This window comes from Dickeya dadantii NCPPB 898 (genome assembly GCF_000406145.1).
In the GTDB taxonomy this organism is placed as follows: domain Bacteria; phylum Pseudomonadota; class Gammaproteobacteria; order Enterobacterales; family Enterobacteriaceae; genus Dickeya; species Dickeya dadantii.
The window spans coordinates 3,275,914-3,299,101 of record NZ_CM001976.1; the positions used below are offsets into that span (position 1 = coordinate 3,275,914).

22 protein-coding genes and 1 tRNA gene are annotated in these 23,188 nt (G+C 56.9%); 6 read left to right on the forward strand and 17 right to left on the reverse strand.

What is annotated here, in order from left to right; translation table 11 throughout:
- Positions 1 to 32 precede the first annotated feature (32 nt).
- Together DDA898_RS14735 and DDA898_RS14740 are read left to right on the forward strand one after the other, a co-directional pair.
- Positions 33 to 779 carry an AzlC family ABC transporter permease gene (locus DDA898_RS14735; protein ID WP_081639254.1) on the forward strand — a complete coding sequence of 249 codons (747 nt, stop codon included), beginning with the start codon at positions 33 to 35 and terminating at the stop codon, positions 777 to 779.
- Positions 776 to 1,090 (forward strand): AzlD domain-containing protein, encoded by a 315-nt coding sequence (locus DDA898_RS14740; RefSeq protein ID WP_038911569.1) that lies wholly within the window; start codon positions 776 to 778, stop codon positions 1,088 to 1,090. The genes DDA898_RS14735 and DDA898_RS14740 overlap by 4 nt, the downstream gene beginning before the upstream one ends.
- A gap of 144 nt (positions 1,091 to 1,234) precedes the next feature.
- Here the strand turns inward: DDA898_RS14740 and DDA898_RS14745 are convergent, their stop codons facing one another.
- From DDA898_RS14745 to DDA898_RS14760, 4 genes are all read right to left on the reverse strand, one after another.
- On the reverse strand, positions 1,235 to 1,660 hold the full coding sequence (locus tag DDA898_RS14745; protein WP_038911570.1) for an organic hydroperoxide resistance protein: 426 nt from the start codon (positions 1,658 to 1,660) through the stop codon (positions 1,235 to 1,237).
- Between the two features lie 69 nt (positions 1,661 to 1,729).
- The gene (locus DDA898_RS14750; protein WP_013318754.1) at positions 1,730 to 2,359 is read right to left on the reverse strand and encodes a glutathione S-transferase family protein; all 630 of its coding nucleotides are present in this window, start codon (positions 2,357 to 2,359) and stop codon (positions 1,730 to 1,732) included.
- 25 nt (positions 2,360 to 2,384) lie between these two features.
- Positions 2,385 to 3,062 carry a type 1 glutamine amidotransferase domain-containing protein gene (locus DDA898_RS14755; protein WP_038911571.1) on the reverse strand — a complete coding sequence of 226 codons (678 nt, stop codon included), beginning with the start codon at positions 3,060 to 3,062 and terminating at the stop codon, positions 2,385 to 2,387.
- 40 nt (positions 3,063 to 3,102) lie between these two features.
- Positions 3,103 to 4,521 (reverse strand): coniferyl aldehyde dehydrogenase, encoded by a 1,419-nt coding sequence (locus DDA898_RS14760; protein ID WP_038901644.1) that lies wholly within the window; start codon positions 4,519 to 4,521, stop codon positions 3,103 to 3,105.
- A gap of 193 nt (positions 4,522 to 4,714) precedes the next feature.
- Between DDA898_RS14760 and DDA898_RS14765 the strand changes: the two genes are divergently transcribed.
- Positions 4,715 to 5,611, forward strand: a complete 897-nt coding sequence (locus DDA898_RS14765; protein ID WP_038901645.1) for a LysR family transcriptional regulator — start codon at positions 4,715 to 4,717, stop codon at positions 5,609 to 5,611.
- Between the two features lie 164 nt (positions 5,612 to 5,775).
- On the opposite strand, the gene DDA898_RS14770 is transcribed toward DDA898_RS14765, so the two are convergent.
- From DDA898_RS14770 to prmB, 6 genes are all read right to left on the reverse strand, one after another.
- Positions 5,776 to 6,054 (reverse strand): YfcL family protein, encoded by a 279-nt coding sequence (locus DDA898_RS14770; RefSeq protein ID WP_013318758.1) that lies wholly within the window; start codon positions 6,052 to 6,054, stop codon positions 5,776 to 5,778.
- Between the two features lie 35 nt (positions 6,055 to 6,089).
- Positions 6,090 to 6,653, reverse strand: a complete 564-nt coding sequence (locus DDA898_RS14775; RefSeq protein WP_013318759.1) for an elongation factor P hydroxylase — start codon at positions 6,651 to 6,653, stop codon at positions 6,090 to 6,092.
- Positions 6,650 to 7,453 carry a sulfite exporter TauE/SafE family protein gene (locus DDA898_RS14780; RefSeq protein WP_038911572.1) on the reverse strand — a complete coding sequence of 268 codons (804 nt, stop codon included), beginning with the start codon at positions 7,451 to 7,453 and terminating at the stop codon, positions 6,650 to 6,652. The genes DDA898_RS14775 and DDA898_RS14780 overlap by 4 nt, the downstream gene beginning before the upstream one ends.
- Before the next feature lie 3 nt (positions 7,454 to 7,456).
- Positions 7,457 to 8,287 carry a penicillin-insensitive murein endopeptidase gene (mepA, locus tag DDA898_RS14785; RefSeq protein WP_038911573.1) on the reverse strand — a complete coding sequence of 277 codons (831 nt, stop codon included), beginning with the start codon at positions 8,285 to 8,287 and terminating at the stop codon, positions 7,457 to 7,459.
- A 47-nt stretch (positions 8,288 to 8,334) separates the two neighbouring features.
- The gene (aroC, locus tag DDA898_RS14790; protein ID WP_038911575.1) at positions 8,335 to 9,420 is read right to left on the reverse strand and encodes a chorismate synthase; all 1,086 of its coding nucleotides are present in this window, start codon (positions 9,418 to 9,420) and stop codon (positions 8,335 to 8,337) included.
- Between the two features lie 72 nt (positions 9,421 to 9,492).
- On the reverse strand, positions 9,493 to 10,425 hold the full coding sequence (gene prmB, locus DDA898_RS14795) for a 50S ribosomal protein L3 N(5)-glutamine methyltransferase (protein WP_013318763.1): 933 nt from the start codon (positions 10,423 to 10,425) through the stop codon (positions 9,493 to 9,495).
- A 295-nt stretch (positions 10,426 to 10,720) separates the two neighbouring features.
- Between prmB and smrB the strand changes: the two genes are divergently transcribed.
- Complete coding sequence (smrB, locus tag DDA898_RS14800) at positions 10,721 to 11,263, forward strand: endonuclease SmrB (protein ID WP_038911576.1); 543 nt, start codon at positions 10,721 to 10,723, stop codon at positions 11,261 to 11,263.
- A gap of 101 nt (positions 11,264 to 11,364) precedes the next feature.
- On the opposite strand, the gene sixA is transcribed toward smrB, so the two are convergent.
- The 4 genes from sixA to DDA898_RS14820 form a co-directional block, all read right to left on the reverse strand.
- Entirely contained in the window at positions 11,365 to 11,850 is a 486-nt protein-coding gene (sixA, locus tag DDA898_RS14805; RefSeq protein ID WP_038911577.1) for a phosphohistidine phosphatase SixA, read from the reverse strand.
- An 883-nt stretch (positions 11,851 to 12,733) separates the two neighbouring features.
- Positions 12,734 to 14,926 carry a fatty acid oxidation complex subunit alpha FadJ gene (gene fadJ / locus DDA898_RS14810; RefSeq protein ID WP_038911578.1) on the reverse strand — a complete coding sequence of 731 codons (2,193 nt, stop codon included), beginning with the start codon at positions 14,924 to 14,926 and terminating at the stop codon, positions 12,734 to 12,736.
- Positions 14,923 to 16,242 (reverse strand): acetyl-CoA C-acyltransferase FadI, encoded by a 1,320-nt coding sequence (gene fadI, locus DDA898_RS14815; protein WP_438830407.1) that lies wholly within the window; start codon positions 16,240 to 16,242, stop codon positions 14,923 to 14,925. The genes fadJ and fadI overlap by 4 nt, the downstream gene beginning before the upstream one ends.
- 279 nt (positions 16,243 to 16,521) lie before the next feature.
- Complete coding sequence (locus tag DDA898_RS14820; RefSeq protein WP_013318768.1) at positions 16,522 to 16,818, reverse strand: YfcZ/YiiS family protein; 297 nt, start codon at positions 16,816 to 16,818, stop codon at positions 16,522 to 16,524.
- A 381-nt stretch (positions 16,819 to 17,199) separates the two neighbouring features.
- Here DDA898_RS14820 and fadL point away from each other — a divergent pair, with 381 nt between their 5' ends.
- Positions 17,200 to 18,465, forward strand: coding sequence for a long-chain fatty acid transporter FadL (gene fadL / locus DDA898_RS14825; RefSeq protein ID WP_038911580.1), 1,266 nt, complete (start codon positions 17,200 to 17,202; stop codon positions 18,463 to 18,465).
- Positions 18,466 to 18,550: 85 nt separating this feature from the next.
- Here fadL and mqo read toward each other — a convergent pair whose 3' ends face one another.
- On the reverse strand, positions 18,551 to 20,122 hold the full coding sequence (gene mqo, locus DDA898_RS14830) for a malate dehydrogenase (quinone) (RefSeq protein ID WP_038911581.1): 1,572 nt from the start codon (positions 20,120 to 20,122) through the stop codon (positions 18,551 to 18,553).
- A 418-nt stretch (positions 20,123 to 20,540) separates the two neighbouring features.
- A complete protein-coding gene (mlaA, locus tag DDA898_RS14835) occupies positions 20,541 to 21,302 on the reverse strand; it encodes a phospholipid-binding lipoprotein MlaA (protein WP_013318771.1) in 762 nt (253 codons plus the stop codon).
- A gap of 499 nt (positions 21,303 to 21,801) precedes the next feature.
- Between mlaA and DDA898_RS14840 the strand changes: the two genes are divergently transcribed.
- Positions 21,802 to 21,876 (forward strand) — tRNA-Arg (locus DDA898_RS14840).
- A gap of 292 nt (positions 21,877 to 22,168) precedes the next feature.
- Here the strand turns inward: DDA898_RS14840 and DDA898_RS14845 are convergent.
- Complete coding sequence (locus DDA898_RS14845; protein WP_038901655.1) at positions 22,169 to 22,960, reverse strand: NPP1 family protein; 792 nt, start codon at positions 22,958 to 22,960, stop codon at positions 22,169 to 22,171.
- Positions 22,961 to 23,188: the final 228 nt, after the last annotated feature.

Below are 23,188 nucleotides of genomic sequence, written 5' to 3' on the forward strand. Positions count from 1 at the left end.
GGTCTATAACCTGAAGGAGAGCGTTCATTGTTATGCCATTTCCATCTTTTACCGCCTTATCACGACAATCTCCGCCGAATTCGGCATTCGGCCAGTGCCTTCGCGGTGCGATAGCCATGCTGCCGCTGTGCGTGGCGGTTATTCCCTGGGGCATTCTGGCCGGCTCAATGGCGGTGCAGGCCGGGCTGACATTCTGGCAAGCGGTGGGTATGTCGGCGGTGATCTTCGCCGGCGCCGCGCAATTGGTGACGCTGAGCCTGCTGATGTCGGGCAGCAGCGTCATGACTATCGTGTTGACCGTGATGGTGATTACCGCCCAGCACCTGATTTATGGCCTGACGCTGCGCCCCACGGTCGCGCCGTTAAAGGCGCGTTATCGTCTGTTGCTGGGTTTTTTACTGACCGATGAACTGTTCGCCCTGGCGATAGCCGCAAAGGCACGGCTGACCACCGCCTATCTGCTCGGCGCCGGGCTGACGTTTTATGTGAGCTGGGTGATATGCAGCCTGGCGGGCGTGATGATGGCGAATGCGATTCCCCATCTCGATCGCTACCATCTGGATTTTTCCATCGTCGCCACCTTTATCACGCTGGTGGTCCCCATGGTCAAGCGCCTGCCGGTGCTGGCGGGGACGCTGTTTTCATTGTTCATGTCCATGCTACTGGCTTACTGGCGCATCGAAGGGGCGATTATGATAGCCGGCCTCGGCGGCATGGCCGTTTCCGTGCTGATGGCACGGCTTAGCGAAAAAACATCAAGGACCGGAGAAACATCATGAGTTGGGGATTATTACTGCTGCTGGCGCTGGTCGTGTTTGCTTACCGCTACGTTTTTCTTGAACCCGGCGTTCCCGTCAGGCTGCCTGCCTTATTCCGGGAAGCGCTCAACTACTCCGCGCCTTGTCTGCTGACGGCTATTTGCGGACCGGTGATTCTGTTGCATCAGGAAACATTGCGTCCCTTTCCCGATAACCCGTATTTATGGGGCGCGGTGGGTAGCGTGGTGATTGCCTTGCTGGTTCGCCACACGATGCTGGCGGTGATGGGGAGCCTGGGCGTGTTTTATGCGCTCTGTTTCTGGCTGCGATAGCCCAAGGCTGCGATAGCTCAATTGCGATAGCTCAATATAGTAAAACCACGTTGCGCTGCCCCCGGTTACGTTTCAGCAAAATAACCGGGGACAGGAGATGACCGCTTGAGCGTCATCCACCTTTACGTGTTATCCGGCAAACCATTACAACACCGTCAGGGTCACATCGATATTACCGCGAGTGGCGTTGGAATAGGGGCAAACCTGATGCGCTTTTTCCACCAACGCCTGTGCCTGCGCCTTGTCCATCCCCGGAATAGTAATGCGCAGTTCGACTTCAATGCCAAAACCGCCGCCGGATGGACCAATGCCGACCAGGCCTTCAATCACCGTAGTAGCGGGAACCGACACCTTCTCTTTGGACGCCACCAGTTTCAGCGCGCCGGTAAAACAGGCCGCATAGCCGGCGGCAAACAGTTGCTCAGGGTTGGTGCCGGAACCGCCCAGGCCGCCCAGCTCGCGCGGTGTGGTCAGTTTTAGGTCAAGATGATTATCATCGGAAACCGCATGTCCATCTCGCCCGCCGGTCACCGACGCCTGGGCACGATAAAGTACTTTCTCAACAGCCATAATTGTCACTCCCTTTTAAGACAAGATAACCGCTTTAAAATCAGTAAACACCGTTCAGGCCTGACGCCGTCATGCCTGACTGGATTCCAGACGCCGCGCCTTCTGCCAGCTCGGCGTATCAGAAAGCCGTTTCGAATAGCGGAGAATGTTGGGATACTGCTGCCCCAGATTAAACCGCTCCGTGACCAGCTTCACCACGAACCCCAGCATAAAGTCCGCCCCGCTCAGACGTTGCCCGACAATAAATTCACGTGAGGCAAGGTAGTCGTTCAGATAAGCAAACACTTTCCTGAATTCCGCCTCGGCATAATCATCCAGAAAGTGCAGCGTCTGGCCGGCTTTTTTCTCAAACTGATTAAAGACTTTCAGTAATACAGGCAGCATGGCCGAGCTTTCCGCAAAATGAATCCATTGCAGATACTCGACATAACACGCGTCCTGCTCATCAGGCGCCAGCTGCGGCGCGTATTGGCTGATAATGTACTCAACGATGGCGCCCGACTCGGCAATCACCTTGCCGTCAATCTCCACCACCGGCGATTTACCCAGCGGATGAATCGCCTTAAGTTCCTCTGGCGCCAGTTGCGTCTGCGGGTTGCGCTGGTAGCGGATCAGCTCATAGGGAAGCTGCGCCTCCTCCAGTAACCAGAGAATGCGTATGGAGCGCGAATCATTCAGATGATGTAACTTTATGGTCATTCTGCCGGTTTCCTTTGTCGGCCGATTAGGCCAGCTGTTTTAACAATGCCCTGGCGACCGCTTCCGAGCTGGCCGGGTTCTGGCCGGTGATAAGCTTACCGTCTTCAACGATGTAGGGATGCCAGTCCGGGCCTTTGGAATACAGACCACCCAGTTGTTGAAACTCGTCTTCAATCAAAAACGGCACCACATCGGTTAATTCCACCGCGGCTTCTTCCGTGTTGGTAAACCCGGTTACCTGGCGACCTTTGATCAGCGGCTCGCCATTGGCGGCTTTGACATGACGCAAGACGCCAGGGGCATGACACACGAAGCCGATGGGTTTTCCAGCCCGTTCAAATGCTTCGATCAGAGCACTTGAGGTCGGTGATTCGGCCAAATCCCACAGTGGGCCATGACCACCCGGATAGAACACCGTGTCAAAATCGTCCATACGGACGCTGTCCAGTTTCACCGTGGAGGCCAGCGCCTGCTGTGCTGCCGGATCGGCCTTGAATCGATGGGTCAGTTCGGTTTGAAATTCCGGCAAATCACTTTTCGGATCCAGCGGCGGCTGTCCGCCTGCCGGTGACGCCAGCACGACGTCGGCACCCGCATCTTTAAACACGTAATAAGGGGCGGCAAACTCTTCGAGCCAGAAGCCGGTTTTCTTACCGGTGTTTCCCAACTGGTCGTGGGACGTTAATACCATCAATATTTTCATCGCAATTCTCCTCACATCACCCATACCGGGTGCTTTTACATTAGCCTTGCAGAAACGCTTCAAGCTGAGACAGTTTGTCACGATAGGGCGCGCGCAAACGCAGGTTGAATGCGCCCTCTTCATTCTGGACCACAATCGGTTTGGCGTGGCTAAAACGGCGGAAACCATGAATGCCGTGGTAAGCCCCCATGCCGGACGCCCCTACCCCGCCAAAGGGCAGCGCATCATTGCTGGCGTGCGTCATCACATCATTGATGACCAGCGCTCCTGACGTGGTTCGTTCAGCGAACGCGGTTTGCCGCGCCGGTTGCTGACCAAAGTAATACGCCGCCAGCGGACGGGGATGCGCGTTGATGTAAGCAATCGCCTCTTCCTGCGAACGACAGGTGCGTACCGGCAACAGCGGCCCGAAAATCTCTTCCTGCATGATCTGCATGTCATCGGTGACATTCAGCAGCAGATGCGGCGCGATCTTGCGGGAAACCGCATCAAAATCCGGCTCGCCCTGCGGAGCCAGGCTTACCAGCGTCGCCCCCTGATCTTTGGCGTCTTTTAACAGCCCCACCAGACGATCATAGTGTCGCGGCGTGATGATGGCCGTATAGTCAGGGTTGTTCTGAAGCGTCGGGAATGCCTGAGCCATAAACGCTTTGCCGGCATGAATAAAGGCATCCACCTGATCGTCCGACAGCATGACGTAGTCAGGAGAGAGGCAGATCTGACCGGCATTAAAGGTTTTCACAGTCAATGTGCGCCGCGCCGCCAGGCCGACATCCGCATCGCGGTCGATAACCACCGGCGATTTTCCCCCCAGTTCCAGTGTAACGGGTACCAGATTATCGGCTGCGGCGCGCATCACATGGCGACCAACGGCGGAGCTGCCGGTAAAGACCAAATGATCAAACGGCAGGCTGCTGAACGCGGCGCCAATCGCCGCATCCCCCAGCACCACTTCCAGTTCCAGCGGGTCAAAGTAACGCGCGATCAGCTCCGCCAGCAGTTCCGAGGTAGCAGGCGTCAGCTCCGACGGTTTCAGCATCGCCGTATTGCCTGCGGCAAACACGCCGGCCAGCGGACCAAATGCCAGATTGATGGGAAAATTCCACGGGCTGATCACCCCGACCACGCCCAGCGGCTGATGCTGTATCCAGGCCTGCATGCCCGGCAGGGGGCTGTCGACGAATTCCGGTTTCATCCATTGCGCCACGTGATCCGCGGAATGCTCAAGCGTTTTCACCGTCGTCACCATATCCGCCACCAGCGACTGATACCGGCTTCGGTGACCGAAATCCGCATCCATCGCTTTGCTGAGCGACGGATAATTCTCCCGGATAAGCCGGGCGCTGCGTAACAGCCTGTCGCGGCGCAGCGCGGCATCGGCCGGGCCATTGGCGATGTGGGCGTTCTTCATGGTCTGCAATATCGCTTTTAAATCGTTGTTCGTTTGCGCTAAAAGCATGGCGATCGCTCCTTAAGGATCGTGCGGCGTCTTTTTCCATTCTGGCTTTGGTATAAATTTTCCTTTGCTTCCTGCAAGCCGACTCACTAAAAAAAGACAGTTATGTTTTGATAGAACGCACTTTAGCGACGTTAATCAATTGTGACCAACTAGCATAGTTAGGTATATATATAAAAAATTTTATGGATAACACATGTCTCTCGCTCGGCTAAGAACCTTTATTGAGGTATATCGACAGCGCTCTATCAGCGGAGCCGCACGCACGCTTAACCTCACGCAGCCTGCGGTATCGCAGCATATCGCCGGTTTGGAAATGTCGATTGGGCGCCCGCTGTTTGAGCGGCAAACGCGGGGCGTAACCCCCACCTCGGTGGCCGATGAATTGGCGGCGGATATTGGCGACCGGCTGGATGAAGCGGAAAACGCGCTGGCCTCGGTGAAAGCGCGATCGCTGGAATTGGCCGGCGCATTACAAATCATCGGTCATGCGGATTTTCTGGCCGCCGTCGTGGCCAGGCAATTATTGCCGCTGCTGGAAGTGGGGGTGCGCGTCCGGATGCAAACCGGGGATTACGACGCGATTATCCAAAGCCTGATTGAGGGTTACTGTGACTTAGGGATCTCTGCGGCGCCCTCACATGACAACCGGTTGAAAAGCGAGTTGATGCTGACCGACGAAGTGATGGCGGTTGCGTCGCCCCAGGTCGTCAGCCGGTTGATGAACACGCCGGATACGCTGGCGGCGATGCAAACCGAACCGGTGCTGGCCTATAGCCTGACGCTGCCGCTTATCGATAACTGGTTCACGGCGAATCGGGTGCAGGCGCCGGCCATTCTTCCCGCCATGGTCGGGCAAGATCTGCGTGCCTTATGCAGCTTACTGTGTGAGGGGTTTGGCTGGAGCGCCCTGCCTGCATATTTATGCACGCCTTATATCGAACGAGGGGAACTGCGTGAAATTCCGGCACCCGTAGCGCGTGCCAGCCGAAGTTACTATTTGCTCTGGCAACCCAGCGCCTTGCGCCAGCCACGCGTCGCCCATGCCAGACAGGCGTTGCTGTTTCGGTTAAGGCAAAAATACGGGCGGTAGATTTGTCGCGTCGCTGAGGCAGCCCGAAGGGCGCCGGGCCAAAAAATGAGCCGATTCAGATCCCGTAACCGCACGTATGCCGATCACGGGATCTGGTTTAGGGAGTGGTTAATTATTGCATCACGACTCGAAACAGGCGGTCGCCATTTCGGTCTACGGGCGGGTTATTGCAATTGCGCCTGCTGATACAGCGATTCCCACACCTGGGCGACCAGCGTCTGGTCCGGCGGCGACAGTTCGCCATTCTTAATCGCCTTGTTCAGGCTCTCCTGCACCCGCGCATGCAGCGCCTGCGCCGTCTGTTCGCCATGCGCTTCGGCTTCCGCCACCGCCAGCGTCAGGTGACCGCGCAGGTAACCGCTGGCAAACAGCTCATCATCGCTGGCGTGCTCCACCATGTTGTCAATCAGCGTCAGGATGCGCGCCTCGAATTCTGCGATCATTGATGGTCCTCAGTTATCGTGTTGCCCGCCGATCGTCACAGATCGGCCGGGTAAGGAAAGTCCGCCGCGGTTTGCGGCGCGGTGTGGTAAAAATCCCGCAGCGCCTGAATAAAGCGCGCAGGTCGGCCGGGAACGCCCTGTTGCAGATAGGTCATCACCTGCGCGTGCACCCGACGCTGGAAAGCGATACGGTCCGGGTCGACATCGCCATTCAGGTTGTCGCAACTGACATTAAACGGGAAACCGGCGGCCACGCAGAACATCCACTCCAGCGCCTGCGGCTTGATTTCCACCGACTCGAACTGGCTTTGGGTCGCGGCGTCGCGTCCGTCCGGGCAATACCAGTAGCCGAAATCCACCAATTTGCGGCGCTCTTCACCGGCAATGCACCAGTGTGAAATCTCGTGCATGGCGCTGGCATAGAACCCATGCGCAAACACAATGCGGTGATACGGCGCCTGATCGTCGGCCGGCAGGTAGATAGGCTCATCGTCGCCTTTCACCAGCCGGGTGTTGTATTCCTCGCTAAAACACCGGTTGAAAACAGTGATCAACTGGTCGTAATGGTGAGTGCTTATCGTTTCAGTCAACATCGTCATAAGAATAGCTGTCCCAGCCAGCGGGCAATCTCGCTGCCGTGGTTGTCATGAATCAATTTGATGCTCATCAGGGCGGACATGATCACCAGCATCGGGCGAATCAGTTTCTGTCCCTTGGTCAGCACCATTCTGGCCCCCAACCGGGCGCCGATAATCTGCCCGACCAGCATGACCAAACCAACGCCCCATACCACCTGGCCGCCCAGCATGAAGAACAGCAGGCTGCCGAAATTGGAGGTAAAATTGAGCACTTTGGCGTGCGCGGTGGCTTTCGCCAGATTGAACCCCAGCAGGGTGACATAGGCCAGCGCATAAAACGAACCGGCGCCCGGCCCGAAGAAGCCGTCGTAAAACCCGACGCAGGCGCCGCCCAACAGGGAAAACGGCAACAGCGACATCCGAGCATGCCGATCCTCATCCCCTACTTTCGGCATCAGCAGAAAATAGAGCCCAATGCCGATCACCAACACCGGCAGCAGCTTACGCAGGAAATCGGCATGAATCTGCTGAATCAGCCAGGCGCCGAACATCGCACCCACAAAAGTCAGCGGCACCGCCAGCTTCAGTATTTTCATATCCACCGCTTTGCGGCGGATGAAATACAGGCTGGCGGAAAACGAGCCGCCCACGGCCTGCAATTTATTGGTCGCCAGCACCTGAGCAGGCGACAGCCCCGCCGCCAGCAACACCGGAATAGACAGCAACCCGCCGCCGCCGGCGATCGAATCCACGAATCCGGCGATCACGCTCGCCAGAAACAACAGGGCCAGCACATCCGGCCCGACAACGAACCATTCCATGAATTATTCCGCAATCAGATGGCGATCAAGCAACGCCTGACAGGAAGGCGGCAAGGGGGGAGGCGTCGTTTTGGCCGGTGGTTCGGCGCCCGGTTTGCGCGGCTGGAACCAGCTGTTCAGTTCAGCGCCGCATCCGTCGCCCGCCGGCGGCGCATCCTGCTCCTGACACTCCAGGCTGTTCGCCGGGCAACGCAGCCGCACGTGCATGTGCGCGCGGTGGGCGAACCACGGCCGCACCTTGTGCAGCCAGTTGCGATCGCCGCCGGCTTCCAGACACAGCTGCTTTTTGATCGCCGGGTTGACGAAAATGCGCGTCACGTCATTATCCTGCGCCGCCGTTTTTACCAGCTTCAGGACATCCGGCGACCATGCGCGCGGATTGACGTTTTTACCGTCCGCCTGCACCAAATCCAACGGCTGCGGTTGCAGTAACTGCTGCTGACTCCAGCGCTGGCGCGGCAGTTGCAGCCAAATATCCACATCCAACCCCGACTGATGGCTGGCGTGGCCGCTGCTGAACCGCCCGCCGGCCGGCATGCCCATGTCGCCGATCAGCACGGTGCCGCCGGTGGTCCGATGCACGCCGGCGCTGAGGCGATTGATGAACGCCAGCAAGTCCGGATGACCGAAGTAACGCCGCTGGTCGACGCGCATCACCTGATAATCCGGCGACTGCAACGACAACGGCTGTGCGCCGATGATACAGCCATTGGCAAACGCGCCGATGGCCTGAGGCTGGCCTGCCACCGGGTGGCTTATCTCCTGCCACGGTGTCTTCGCCAGCGCGGCGCTGCTCAGCAGCAACGCCACCATCCCAATCCAGTTTGTTTTCATTGTTTTATGGTATTCGTATTCGGTGTATTACCGCGTTTCTTATGGTGTTACCAACGGGGAACCTGGCTTGTCACGTCCGCGCACTGCGCGCGCTGGCGCAACAGATGATCCATCAGCACAATCGCCATCATCGCCTCGGCAATCGGCACCGCGCGAATGCCCACGCACGGGTCGTGGCGACCGCGGGTGATCATTTCCGTTGCCTCGCCGTCGCGGGTGATGGTGCGCCCCGGCACGGTGATGCTGGAGGTCGGTTTCAGCGCCAGATGGGCGGTAATCGCCTGACCGCTGCTGATGCCGCCCAGAATGCCGCCCGCATGGTTGCTCTGAAAGCCTTCCGGGGTGATTTCGTCACGGTTTTCGCTGCCGCGACGGTTCACGACTGCAAAGCCGTCGCCGATTTCCACGCCTTTGACGGCATTAATGCTCATCAGCGCGTGAGCCAGATCGGCATCAAGGCGATCAAACACCGGCTCGCCCAGCCCCGGCGGCACCGACTCGGCCACCACCGTCACTTTAGCGCCGATAGAGTCGCCCTCTTTTTTCAGTGCGCGCATCAGTTCATCCAGCGCGTCGAGCTTGTCCGGGTCCGGGCAGAAAAACGGATTTTGCTCCACCTGCGCCCAGTCTTTCAGCTCGCAGGTCACGTCGCCCATCTGCGCCAGATAGCCGCGAATCACCACGCCATGCTGCTGTTGCAGGTATTTCTTGGCAATGGCGCCGGCGGCGACGCGCATGGCGGTTTCACGGGCGGAAGACCGACCGCCGCCGCGGTAGTCGCGGATGCCGTATTTCTGCTCATAGGTGTAGTCGGCGTGGCCGGGACGGAACAGATCCTTGATGGCGCCATAATCCTGCGAACGCTGGTCGGTATTTTCAATCAACAGACCGATACTGGCGCCGGTAGTCACCCCTTCAAACACCCCGGACAGAATACGCACCTGGTCCGGCTCGCGGCGCTGGGTGGTATAACGAGAAGTGCCCGGACGACGACGGTCCAGGTCGTGCTGCAAATCGGCCTCGGTCAGCGGAATGCCCGGCGGTACGCCATCCACCACGCATCCCAGGGCGATGCCATGCGATTCACCAAAGGTGGTGACACGGAAAAACTGACCAATACTGTTTCCTGCCATCACGGCTCCTTAGCATTGAAAAAACATCAGGGCGCCAGACGGATACCTACCGCCCGTCGCCCTGCGGAGGGATTAATCCCGGTAAATACTGAAATGCGCCTGACAGTCCAGCAGTTGGGAACGGGTCAACATGAAGACACCGTCGCCGCCGTTGTCGAACTCCAGCCAGGTGAACGGGACGTCCGGATACTGCTCCATCAGGTGCACCATGCTGTTGCCGACTTCACAAATCAGCACGCCCTCTTCGGTAAGGAAGTCCGGCGCGCACGCCAGAATCCGACGCACCAGTTTCAGGCCGTCGCTACCTGCCGCCAGCCCCAGCTCCGGCTCGAAGCGGTATTCCTGCGGCAGGTCGGCCATGTCTTCTTCGTCCACGTACGGCGGATTGGTGACGATCAGGTCATACTGAATCGCCGGCAGGTCGCGGAACAGATCGGAACGGATCGGCGTGACGTTATATTCCATACCGTGCTGCTGAATATTTTGCTCGGTCACCGCCAGCGCCTCGGCGGAAATATCCACCGCATCCACTTCCGCTTCGGGGAATGCTTGCGCGCAGGCGATGGCGATACAGCCGCTGCCGGTGCACAAGTCGAGAATATGGCGCGGCGCGTTGGGCAACAGCGAGGCGAAACGGTTATTGATCAATTCGCCAATCGGCGAACGGGGCACCAGCACCCGCTCGTCGACATAAAACTCCAGTCCGCAAAACCAGGCTTTGTTCGTCAGATAAGCGACCGGAACACGTTCGTTGACGCGGCGAATCACCCGCTCGACGATGCGATGACGCTCGCTGGACGTCAGCCGGGCGAGGTGCATGTCTTCCGGAATATCGATCGGCAGAAACAGACTGGGCAGCACCAGTTGCAGCGCCTCATCCCACGGATTATCGGTGCCATGACCGTAATAGACGTTGGCGGCGTTAAACCGGCTCACTGCCCAGCGCAGCATATCCTGAATGGTATGCAGATCGTTGACCGCCTCATCGACGAAAATTTTGTCCAAGTTTGTCCTCCGCAGACTACTGTTCTTGTGATCACTCTCTCTGTGATCGCTGTCTCTGTGATCGCAACGGATAGTTTGCCATGAAGACGGCGACAAATCAGCAGATATCACCGCCGGACGGCGCGGACCGGGGGACATGACGATAAGGTTTTGTTTAGCGACCGGCACGGAACGGGTAAACTACATTTCATTGAAAACCATGCCATTAAAAATCACGCCATTGAAAATTGCCATCACGGCGGATACCGTGTTGATGTTCTGTAACAGAACCGCGACGATGACAGAGTGACGCACAATGAAAAAAAAATTCATGCTTGATGACGAGGAACAGGCGCTTTTCCGCACATCGGTGGCGGGCGCCACCCGGTTACGTCAGGACACCTATGTTCACCGTCCGGCCCGAACCAAGCCCGGCGCGTTGCCGCCGCGGCGGATGATTCAGGAACAGGTGGACGCCAGTTTCTATTTTTCTGACGAATTCCAGCCACAGCTGGAGAATGAAGGGCCGACACGCTATGTCCGGCCGGGCGCCAGTCATTACGAACTGAAGAAACTGCGCCGCGGCAACTATTCACCGGAGCTGTTTCTGGATCTGCACGGGTTGACGCAGTTGGAAGCCAAGCAGGAACTGGGGGCGCTGCTGGCCGCCTGCCGGCGTGAACATGTCTACTGCGCCTGCGTGATGCACGGTCACGGCAAACACATTCTTAAACAGCAGACCCCGCTGTGGCTGGCCCAGCATCCGGACGTACTGGCGTTTCATCAGGCACCGAAGGAATTCGGCGGTAATGCGGCCCTGCTGGTGCTGGTGGCGCAGGAAAGCGCTGACGAGGAATAACCCTCCCCCACCTCACCTTCCCCGTCATTCAGGAAAATCGCCACGGCGTAAACCGCATGAAAACCAGACAGGAGCCGCTAACGGCGCCTGTCGTCGGACGATCAGGGTTTGACTTTGGCAGTCAGTTGGGACGGCGTGACCTGCCAGTGGTATACGCCGGTGCCGGAGACGTCATCCAGCTCGACGCAGGCAACGGCCGATGTAGCGAACATGGGCGCGGTCTCAGTCGGGCACAACCCGGCGACCAGATACCCCACCAGCGGCAGGTGGGAAACCACCAGCACCGCACCGGTGCCTTCTTTTGCCAGCGCCAGCAAATAATCGCACACCAGTTCGGCGTTGCCCCCCGGCGTCAGCTCCGGCAGACATTCACTTTCCGGCAGCGGCACTTTCTCCGCTACGACCTGCAACGTCTGTTGAGCCCGTACGTAAGGACTCACCAGCACCCGCTCAATATCAACCGACTGATCGTTGAGCCAGGCTGCCATTTGACGAGATTCTTCATCTCCCCGGCGGCTTAACGGCCGGAGCGCATCACTGGCGGCGTCAGGTACGGCATCACCATGACGCATGATCAAAACTTGCATATTACACCGCTATATTGATGAAAAAAGGGCAATAAAACCCTGGGGATAGCTTCAGATTAGCTGAATCGGCACGGGGCCGTTTTGCGATAGGTCACAGCCTGGTATCGGGTATCGCCACATCCTGCTGATGGCGTTTTGACCAACGCAAAGCGCATTTTTTTACCCCAATTGCCGGCGAATCGCAACCAACCACATCATGCGTCGCGCTGCGCCACGGCTCAGCCATCGCGCCACAGCCGGCAACTTCCCGTTTTTCAGGCAATTAACCTTAATTTTTTCAGGGCAAAGCCGACATCACGTCATCATAATATGCTGCCGGCTATCTTTTAGATTTCATTTAACAGCAGTTTAGACTAAAAAATAATTTTCATTCAGATAAAAAAATTATCAATCTCCGCAATACAGAATAAACCGGCACCGGTTTTATTTTGCTGACACTTTTACACTTTTTCATCTTATAACCGAGGGAAACACTGGAAAAAATACCCTGCCTCATTATAGTGAACAGAGAAAACACCGGTGCTGAATACAGCATATTTAAATAATTCAGCGCGGTATTATGCCCAGCATTCAGGGAATTGTTTTACTGGGTGGTAAAAACAACGGAATGTTTAAATAAGAAAAACAAGTATTTTCAATAAAATAAAACCATTACTCCGCTAGCGCACCATCGTGCTCGGTATTTTTATCAATTAACGTTTTTCACCTAAACGTGAATCCAGGAAATAACGTTTCTCGTCAGCCAATAAAATAATTTTTTTAAACAACATTAGGTTTTTCATTCAAAAAATCTGCCTTACGGCTTTGAAGTTTATTATTCTACTGATCCGACAAGAATAAAAAACAAGGCGGGATAGTGGGTTCAGATTTTTCCCTCACCCGCTTAGCGTTCCGTTTCATCAGCAAAGTCAACCTGCTGTGACTGCCGCCGGAGCAGTCCTTCCGCCGGAGCAAACCGATCGCCATACTGCGCCTGCAACGACAGCAGGGTTGCCACCACCGTTTCTATCCCTAATCGATTCATGTAGTGGAATGGGCCGCCCAGAAACGGTGGAAACCCGATCCCCATTACCGCGCCGATGTCGCCGTCGCCCGGGCGGCGGATCACCCCTTCATCCAGACAGCGCACCGCTTCATTCAGCATCATCATGACGCAGCGCTGCGCAATCAGCGCCGGATCCAGGTGCGCTTTGGGCGTCACATCCAGCAAGGGATAGAGACTACCGTCGGACACGTTGCCCTGACGCCGCCACAAACCGCATAACCGCTCATAACGCGACTGATCGTAGCGATAAAAGCCGCGTCCGTTCTTACGGCCTTTACGGTTGTCGCGGGCAATGGCTTCCAGCGCCGGCGGCGCGCAAAACCGCTCGCCCAGCTCCGCCACCAGCACCGGCACAATCTTCATCGCCACATCAATCCCCACTTCATCCAGCAAGGTAAAAGGCCCGACTGGGAAACCGAAACGCACCAGCGCCTGATCGACCGATTCTACCGGCTCGCCTTCCAGCAAACAGCGGGCCGCCTCATTCAGGTAAGGCGCCAGAATGCGGTTAACATAAAACCCAGCTTTATCCGCTACTACGATGGCGGTTTTACCCTGCTTCTTCGCCAGCGCCACCGTGGTGGACAGCGTCTGCTCGCTGGTTCCGGCATGGGGAATAACCTCAACCAGCGGCATCTTGTCCACCGGGCTGAAATAGTGCAGGCCTATCACCTGCTCAGGCCGACCGGCACCGGCGGCGATCTGATGAATCGGCAGCGACGAGGTATTGGTGGCAAACACCGTATGCGGCGGCGTCACCGCTTCGGTTTCCCGCACCATCTGCTGTTTGAGCGCCACTTCTTCGAATACCGCCTCCACCACCACATCAACGCGCTCAAATCCCCGATAATCGGTGCCGCCGGAAATCAGGCTCATCTGCCGTCGCTGCTCTGCGGGCGTGATGCGGCGGCGCGCCACCTGTTTGCTCAACCGCTGCCAGCTGTTGCGCAGCGCATGGGTGATGCCTTGCTCATGAATATCTTTAATCCTTACCGGCAATTGACCATTCAGCGCGGTGACGCCGGCAATGCCGCCGCCCATCAAACCGCCGCCCAACACCCCAACCCGGCGCAGTGGGCCGGGCTCGACCGACGCGCCCTGATCTTTTTTCAGCGCGGTGGCGGTAAAAAACAGTCGCCGCAACGCCACCGACTCCGGCGACATCACCAGTCGGCCGAAAGCGCGGGCCTCCGCCTGATAGCCTGCCTGGCTACCTTGTTCCAGACCCCGGCGCACCACCGCCAGAATACGCGCCGTCGCCGGGTAATTGCCCTGAGTTTTCGCCTGCGTCTGCCGCCGCACCCGCTCAAACAACCAGCGGCGTACGTAAGGCAGCATCAGTAGCCGGTGCCGCCAGCCGGGCGAGGACGGCTGCCGTTTACCGCGGCGAATAAAGCCCAGCGCCGCCTCCAGCAATACGGCGTGCGGCACCACTTCATCCACCAACCCGAGCCGCCGCGCCTGAGCCGCCCGCAGTTGCCGCCCGGTCAGGATCAACTCCAGCGCGCGGTCCACGCCAATCAGGCGCGGAAGACGCTGGGTGCCGCCAGCGCCCGGCAATAGCCCCAATTGCACTTCCGGCAACCCGAGGCGGGTGCTGTCGTCCGGCGTACAAAGGCGATAATCACAAGCCAGCGCCAGTTCCAGCCCGCCGCCCAGACAGTCGCCGTGAATAGCCGCCACCACCGGGAACGGCAGGTGGGCGATCGCTTCCAGTGTTTCCTGCCCGGTTTCAGCCAGCGCCTGCGCCGCCGCGGCGTCGGAACAGGCATCCAACATGCCGATATCCGCCCCGGCAATAAACGACGCCGGTTTGCCGGAGAGAATAACCAGCCCCTGTAGGCCACTGTGCTGTCGAGCCTGCGTCAGCACCGCGCGCATCTGTTCCGCGAATTCCGCTTTCAGGGTATTCACTTTCTCGCCGGGAACATCCACGGTGATCACGCCGATATGATCGGGGCGTAGCGTCAACCGGAAAGCCGCGTGCTCTTCATGTTCGTGCGCCTGATGTATCGCATTCAGTTCGGTCATTGCGTCACCTCCAGCACCATCGCTGCCCCCAGGCCGCCTGCCGCGCAAGCAGTGACCAGCCCCAATCCGCCGCCTCGCCGGCGCAATTCATGCAGCGTCTGGGTGATCATCCGCGCGCCGGTCGCGGCAAACGGATGCCCATAGGCGAGCGATCCGCCACGCACGTTGAAGCGCTCACGGTCCACCTCCCCCACCGGCGCGTTGCGCCCGAGTTTATCGCGGGCAAATTCAGCGCTGGCGAACAGGTACAGATTGGCCAGAGTCTGAGCGGCGAAAGCTTCATGCATGTCAATCAGCGCCAGATCGTCCAGACGGATACCCGCTCGATCGAGCGCCAGCGGGGTGGTGTAAGCCGGCCCTGCCAGCATGTCCTGCTGCACCGGAATGGCGCAGAACGCATAGCTACGCAGGTAGCCGAGCGGCGTCAGTTTCAGTTCGCGGGCGCGGGATTCGCTCATCAGCAACACCGCGGCGGCGCCGTCGGTTAACGGCGAACTGTTGCCGGCGGTTACGCTGCCGTAGCGACGGTCAAAGGCGGGTTTAAGGCGGGAATACTGTTCCGGCGCGCTGTCGCGACGAATAGTGTTGTCTTCATTGATGGCCTGTTTATACGGCGGCACCCAGGCCGTCATCACCTCGTCGCGCAGTACGCCGTCGGCCCAGGCCTGCGTAGCGCGTTGATGGGAAAGATGGGCGAAAGCGTCCTGCGCTTCGCGGCTGATGCGGTAGTCTTTCGCCATCTGCTCGGCGGTATCGCCCATGCGCAGCCCGGTGGAATACTCGGCCACGGCGGGCGCCACCGGCAGTAAGTCCCGCGGCCGCAAACGGGCGAACAACGCCAGCCGCTGGCGGAAGGTTCTGGCGCGCGAGAGATCGACCAGCGTGCGCGCCAGCGCCTTGCTGACGCCGATGGGCAGCACAGAAGCCGAATCAGCGCCGCCGGCGATGCCGATGTCGATAGCGCCGGCCAGAATGCTTTCCGCCACGTTGGCGACCGCCTGAAAACTGGTGGCGCAGGCTCGGGAGACGCTATATGCATCGGTAAGCACGCTCATGCCGCTGCCCAGCACGATTTCGCGGGCGATATTGGGCGCTTCCGGCATCTGGATCACCTGCCCGAACACCAGTTGCTCCACCTGTTCCGGCTCGACGCCGCTGCGAAGCAACAGCTCATTGACCACCAGCGTGCCCAGCTCCAGCGCCGGGATACCATGATAGACCGTCGCCTGTCGGGCAAACGGGGTTCTCAGCCCACTAACAATCGCAATGCGGTCGCCACGCCGGGTGACCAGCGGCACTGCTTCGCGTTCACGCATAACCATTCCGTTCATCCCTTTTCAGAGACCGATGGGTCTGAACTCATTGTTAACCTGAAGATTACATTATGCAAACAAGCAGATACCAAACAGCGAGCCATGCCACGCTTCCGGGCGCTCATGCACAATGGAAATAAGACGGCAAAGGTAATGAAAAAGAAGGAATAATGAAGTGGAAAACATCGGGAAACGCGGCTGATCTCAGCGTATCAGCCGCAAAGCGAGGGCGAGCACGCCACTACAGCGGCACTACTATTACGACTACTACGACTTGGTCGGTTAGCGCAGGCCCAGCTGGAAGATCAGGGTTTCCGCCTGACAGCTGAACGTGAAATCCATATCCAGTTTAACGCCGCCTTCCGCCTCCGACAGGCGGGCGTCAATCACGCAGGGCTCGGACTCAACCGCACGGGCTTTTTCCGTCAGTTGCTTCTGCGTCTGCTCCGCGTCGCTACGGTGGGTAAACACACGGCTGTAAGAGGCGGTGCAATCGGTGTTATCCATTACGGTTCCCACATCCACACAGCAACAGGCGGCGGTTTCTTCCGCGCTACATTTGTTAATCGCGTTTGTCATGGCAAAACTCCTCTGCGGCGACAGGCGCTTCCCCAGTCGGAAGCACGCTATCCATCTATTCTGCCCCCATTTTACTCACCACGGTCGTCTATCACTAGCACTTACCAATTAAAGAGGTATTACGTGATACAAATCACACTTTAACGTTATTTTTCAATGAAATAGGCTAAAAGACCTAAACACAATCATGACATTTGTTAACTGGATCTAATTTTTAAATCATTTTCGCAACATTTATGGAACCAAAAGAAAACATTTCATCGTTTTACTTTTATACTTTGCGCAACTGGTCTGATTTGTCAGCCCATTAAGCCCCCCTACAATGCGCGTCCCTTGTTACACGCTTAACAAAAATTGCAAACGTTCAGTGAGGTTTCGGTCATGAGCCAGAAAGTCCTGTTAAAGAAAACATCACTTGCTGTGGCGCTGGCGCTAATGGCATCCAATGCAACCGCTGCTGGTTTCCAGTTGAATGAGTTCTCCTCATCCGGTCTGGGGCGCGCCTTCTCGGGTGAAAGCGCAATTGCAGACAATGCGACCTCTGGTAGCCGCAACCCGGCGACCATGACGCTGTTTGATCGCCCGGCCTTTTCCGGCGGCGTGACTTACATTAACCCGGATATCGACTTGCGCGGCTCCAGCAGCACCGGCCGCGACGCCAGCGCAGACAATATTGCGCCGCATGCCTGGGTGCCCAACCTGCATTTCATCATGCCGCTGAACGAGCAGTGGGCGGTTGGCGCCTCCGCCACCACCAACTTCGGGCTGGGGACAGAGTTCAGCGACAATTTCAGCGCCGGTTCCATTGCGGGCAAAACCGACCTGAAAACCTCCAACCTGAATCTGAGCGCGGCCTATCGTCTCAACCAGCATTTCAGCTTTGGTCTGGGCGTCAATGCCGTGTACGCCGATGCCAAATTTGTGCGTAACGCCGGCGAAGTCGGCCCGGTGCTGGGTGTGAGTTCAACATCTGAGATCACCCATATGGATGGCAAAGAATGGGGTTATGGCTGGAACGCCGGTATCCTGTATGAACTGGATAAGAACAACCGCTTCGGCCTGAGTTATCGCTCTAAAGTCGACATCGATTTTGACGGCTCCTTCAGAAACGACCTGGCGGCGCCGCGCGGCACCAGCGGCAACACCATCCCCGCCAGGCTCACGCTCAACCTGCCGGAAATGTGGGAGTTCTCCGCTTACCACCGCGTCGCTCCGCAGTGGGCGGTTCACTATAGCCTGGCCTACACCAGTTGGAGCAGCTTCCAGGAACTACGTGCCACCAACAGCAACGGCCAGCAGTTGTTCCAGAAGGATGAACGCTTCCACGATTCTTACCGCATCGCGCTGGGCACCACTTACTACTACGACGACAACTGGACTTTCCGCACCGGTATCGCGTTTGACGACAGTCCGGTACCGGCTGACAAACGCACCATCTCCATCCCGGATCAGGATCGTCTCTGGCTGAGCGCCGGCACCACCTACGCCTTTAACAAAGACGCTTCGGTGGACGTGGGCGTGTCTTATATGCACGGTCAGAAAGTCACCATCAACGAACCGGGCGTTGCGGCTAACCTGCCCTCTTACACCTTTACCTCTAAAGGCCGGGCGTGGCTGTACGGCGTGAACTTCAACTACAGTTTCTAACCTGAACACCCTATCTCTGTTCGTAAAAAAGGCCGCTATCGCGGCCTTTTGTTTGATGAGAAGTCGGTGATTTATGCCAGCGGCATTACTCCGGCTTCACTTCCATGTAGTTCAGTTTCAGCGTGCTACTGGTGTAGCCGCGGATCTTGTTGGTCAGGTCGATATTGCCTTCCAGTTTCTGGCCGTAAGACGGAACGATCTCCTTCAATTTGGCCTGCCATTCCGGCGTCGCGACCTTATCCTTGAACACGGTCTGCATCAGGCTCAGCATGATCGGCGCAGCGGTGGACGCACCCGGCGACGCGCCCAGCAGCGCGGCGATGGTACCGTCTTTATCGCTGACAATCTCGGTGCCCAGCTTCAGTACGCCGCCCAGCTCTTTGTCTTTCTTGATGATCTGTACGCGTTGACCCGCCACCGCCAGACGCCAGTCAGACTGTTTGGCCTGCGGGAAGTACTCTTTCAACGCGGCAAAACGATCGTCGTCGTTCATCATCAGCTGGCCGATCAGGTATTTCACCAGATCGAAATTATCGATCCCCACATTCACCATCGGCATAAAGTTGGAGGTGTTCATGGACGCGAGCAGATCCCACAACGAACCGTTTTTCAGGAATTTGCTGGAGAAGGTCGCGAACGGCCCGAACAGCAGCGCCGGCTTACCGTTGAAGATACGGGTATCCAGATGCGGTACGGACATCGGCGGCGCGCCAACCGAAGCTTTACCGTATACCTTGGCGAGATGACGTTTTACGATGTCCTGATTATCGGTGACCAGGAACTCGCCGCCAACCGGGAAGCCGCCATAGTTGTCCGCTTCCGGAATACCTGACTTCTGCAGCAGTTGCAGTGCCGCGCCGCCGGCGCCGATGAACACGAATTTGGCTTTGATAGCGCTTTCTTTACCGCCGTTTTTCAGGTCGGCAACCACCACGTTCCAGGTTTTGTCCGGATTGCGCTTGATGTCACGCACTTCGTTGCTCAGTTGCAGGTTGAAGGTCGAATGCTGCTTCAACCCGTCCACCAGTTGGCGGGTGACTTCGCCGTAGTTAACATCGGTGCCGATCGGCATACGGGTAGCGGCAATCTTCTGTTGCGGATCGCGCCCTTCCATCACCAGCGGGATCCACTGCTTGATCTGATCCGCGTTGTCGGAGAACTCCATGCCGCGAAACAGGGTGCTATGTTGCAGCGCCTGGTAACGTTTGTGCAGGTAATTGACGTTGTCGTCGCCCCATACGAAACTCATGTGCGGCACGCTGTTGATGAATGACGACGGGTCTTTCATCACATTGTGAGAAATTTGATAAGACCAAAACTGACGGGAAACTTCGAACGCTTCGCTGATTTCGACCGCCTTGCTGATGTCGATCGAGCCATCGGCTTTTTCCGGCGTGTAGTTCAGTTCCATAAAGGCGGAGTGGCCGGTGCCGGCGTTATTCCAGCCGTTGGAGCTTTCCTCAGCCACGTTGTCCAGACGCTCGACCATACTGATGGTCCAATTCGGTTCCAGCGCCTGCAGATAGGTACCCAGCGTGGCGCTCATGACGCCGCCGCCGATCAACACCACATCCACTGCCTTATTTTCTTCCGCCATGACAGGCTGTGCCAGCCCTATGGCGCCCAGACACAAGGTGGTAACCAATAGTTTTTTCATATTTATGTCCCGTTATGTCAATGTGTCATCCCTGCAGGTGAACAAGGGTGATTCCAGATTAGCGAGATAACGATGCAGGAACGATGAGCCATGAGAAACACGGCGCCAACCCTATAGCAGGTGCACGGCAACGCCTTTGTCTATTTCAGCATAGAGCAGAAATGGCTGACGGCAGGCGGAGATAAGAGCACATGACGCAATACGTGGATTGCCTGCTCAGGGCTGCTGAATCGTTACCCTCTCTAACCGGCTGTTATTATTGTTACATAAGCGGTGGAAATAAATTTATGTAATTAAATAAACGCTCAACAACAATATAACGTTTCACAAACAATCAGTTTGATGAGTTTCTGGTGGGCAGATAACAAGGTGGGTGAAAAAAGGCGCCCGCAGGCGCCTGTCAATGCTGAAAGAATACTTATTTATCTGAATCGATCTCGTCCAGGCTGCCTTCAATCGCTTTGGCATTCGGATTAGCCGCCGGGGTGTATTTACCGTCGCTAGCCAGGAAGTCATGCCGCTGGAAATAGGCATCGCGCACCATCAGGTAAGGGTCGGACGAATTATGCAGCAGCGCGTCGGAATCCAACAGACGGGCGCGAGTTTCCAACCCTTCCACCGCCCACTTGCCGGCGGACATCACGAAAGTGAGATAACTCAACGGCGGATAAAGCGTATCCACGACCCCGCCGCCGTCTTCACGCAGCGTGGCGCTGCCGTAGCCCGGCAACACCAGATAAGGCCCGTAACCCACACCGTAATGCCCCAGCGTACTGCCGAAACGATGCGGCTCTCCTTTCGCCAGTTTGGGGTTCGCCATTGACGCGACGTCGATCAGGCCGCCCATCCCCAGCAAGGTATTAAGGAAAAAACGGTTGAAGTGAATCATCGCCTGATAAGGTTTGCCCTCGGCGAAATAGTTCACCATGGTGGCGGGTTCGGACAGGTTGACGAAGAAATTGGTCAAACCATTGCGCGCCGGTTGCGGCATGTAATCACGCCAGACCACCGCCGCCGGACGCACCACATACGGATCCAGCACGTTGTAGTTGAAACCGAACATAGTGCGGTTGAATCCTTCCAGCGGATCCGAACGCTGCTCAGGCGCTGAGGTTTTAGAGCTGGCACAGCCGGCAAGCAATGCGCTCGCCAGTACCACACCACCCAGACGAAAATTCATAACGTATCTCCCTGCTGAACTTTCATGCAGTCCGCACGACCTGCCATCGGGCCGTCAGCGCACAAGGCCACATGTTATCATCTTAATACACCGGGCTTTGGTTTGCCCGTGCCGCCGGTGGCGGTCTATCGGAAAAATGGCGATCGTTTAATAGCGACGCCAGCAGTGACGCCTCTCCCGTAGGCGCTTCGGAATCGTCCGGTTCATGCCGGATACCCTTGCACGGGAAACAACCGCCGTCGCATCGGCTGACGCAACGGTCAACATTGGAGGATGCGGATCCTGCGTCAGGCGCCGGTATAATTCCAGCGCCAATTGTGCGATCGCAACCAAATTCAATGATTTGCGTAGCCCGTCACTCATTTGTCCGACGGTTAGCGTAGCGAAAGATACCACGATTAAGCCCGGTATTCAGGCCGAAACTGGTGGCGGATTGAGCAAACGAACCGGCAAGTGCTTATGGCGACAGCCAAATCGGTTATAATGCGGCGCCAGCGCAGTCCCCATAGTTAAATGGATATAACAAGCCCCTCCTAAGGGCTAGTTGCAGGTTCGATCCCTGCTGGGGACGCCAGTCAATTCAAAAAATAATATAAAAAAGATAGGTATCTTTCATCCCCACAACGACTCGTTAATCAGCATATTCCGCCAGTTACAGCCAGACATTTCGTCTGCAATCATAAGCCCATCCACCCTCCCTGACTCCGCCACTAGCGTTCGTAGCACACGGTCTATGCCAGAAACGGTTTGCGCTATATAGCCATATAGAGGAAACACCAAACGACATGCAGTACATGTCGCAACAATGATGAAACAAGGATTGAGGGAATTACAGATGGCCGGGCCACCCGGCCCGGCCTGAGGCATTATTTAGAACTGTCCACGCTGGCCTGCGTGAAGTTCGGGTAATCACCCGGTTTGCCGTTGTTCAGGTTAGACAGGAAATTACCGTCCTTCATCGGGATATCCGCCGATTCGTAGTTGAACGTGTTCATCTTGTTGCGCATGTCCTGATTGCTGACGCCATCGCCATGCACCGAGTACCAGCTGACAATATCCGGCGTGACGAAGGTGTTGTAGGGGTTTTCCGCCTGTTCGCCCGATTTGGCGAAACGGAAAGCGTGGGTCAGCGCGCCATCTTTATGGTAAACAAACTTCAGATGCCCATTTTGTTTATCGAGACTGGAGGCGGCAGCCGTCGTCAGCTTACCGTGAGCGCTGTAGCTGCCGTGTGTCACGGCGCCGTTTTTGGTCCAGACCGCCGCATATTCCCAGTCGTGGCGGTGGCCGCTCTTGATGCCGGCCGCAATTTGATCTTTCAGGAAATAGAGCGCGTAAAAGTGGCCGCAATAACGGTTGCCGCCGTTATTGACGCAGGCGTAACGGTGCAACGTGTTGGATTTGTCCAGAAAAGTGGACCAGCGGCAACCGCCAGTCAGGCTGCCGGTCGGGTTAAGGCCGCCATTCTGCTTGCCGCTGCGACTAATTCCGGCGCTGGGCAGACAACCATCGGTATCGAAATCGAATACCGGCGCAATCGATGCAGCATTGACGCCGGAAGGCAACGCCTGATCCAGTTTGTCAAAATCATCGGCGTGAGCCGCAAACGCAATCCAGAGGGGGAATGTTGCCAGTACAGCTGTCTTCTTTAAAAACATATCATCTCCTGTTTCTGTTTTACTTAATTAGGCGTCATGCCTGTAAGTGCTTTTTTAAAAGCAAAGAAAAGGGGGTGATCATATTAATCACCACAATAATCACACACCCGGATTACAACTGTGAATAAACGCCAACTCGAACATCTGGCTGGTCGGAAGTCATCATAACTGTTTCTGAAGTCAGTATTCAATCCTTAGCCAGAGTAGATTTCCTTTATTCAGGATATA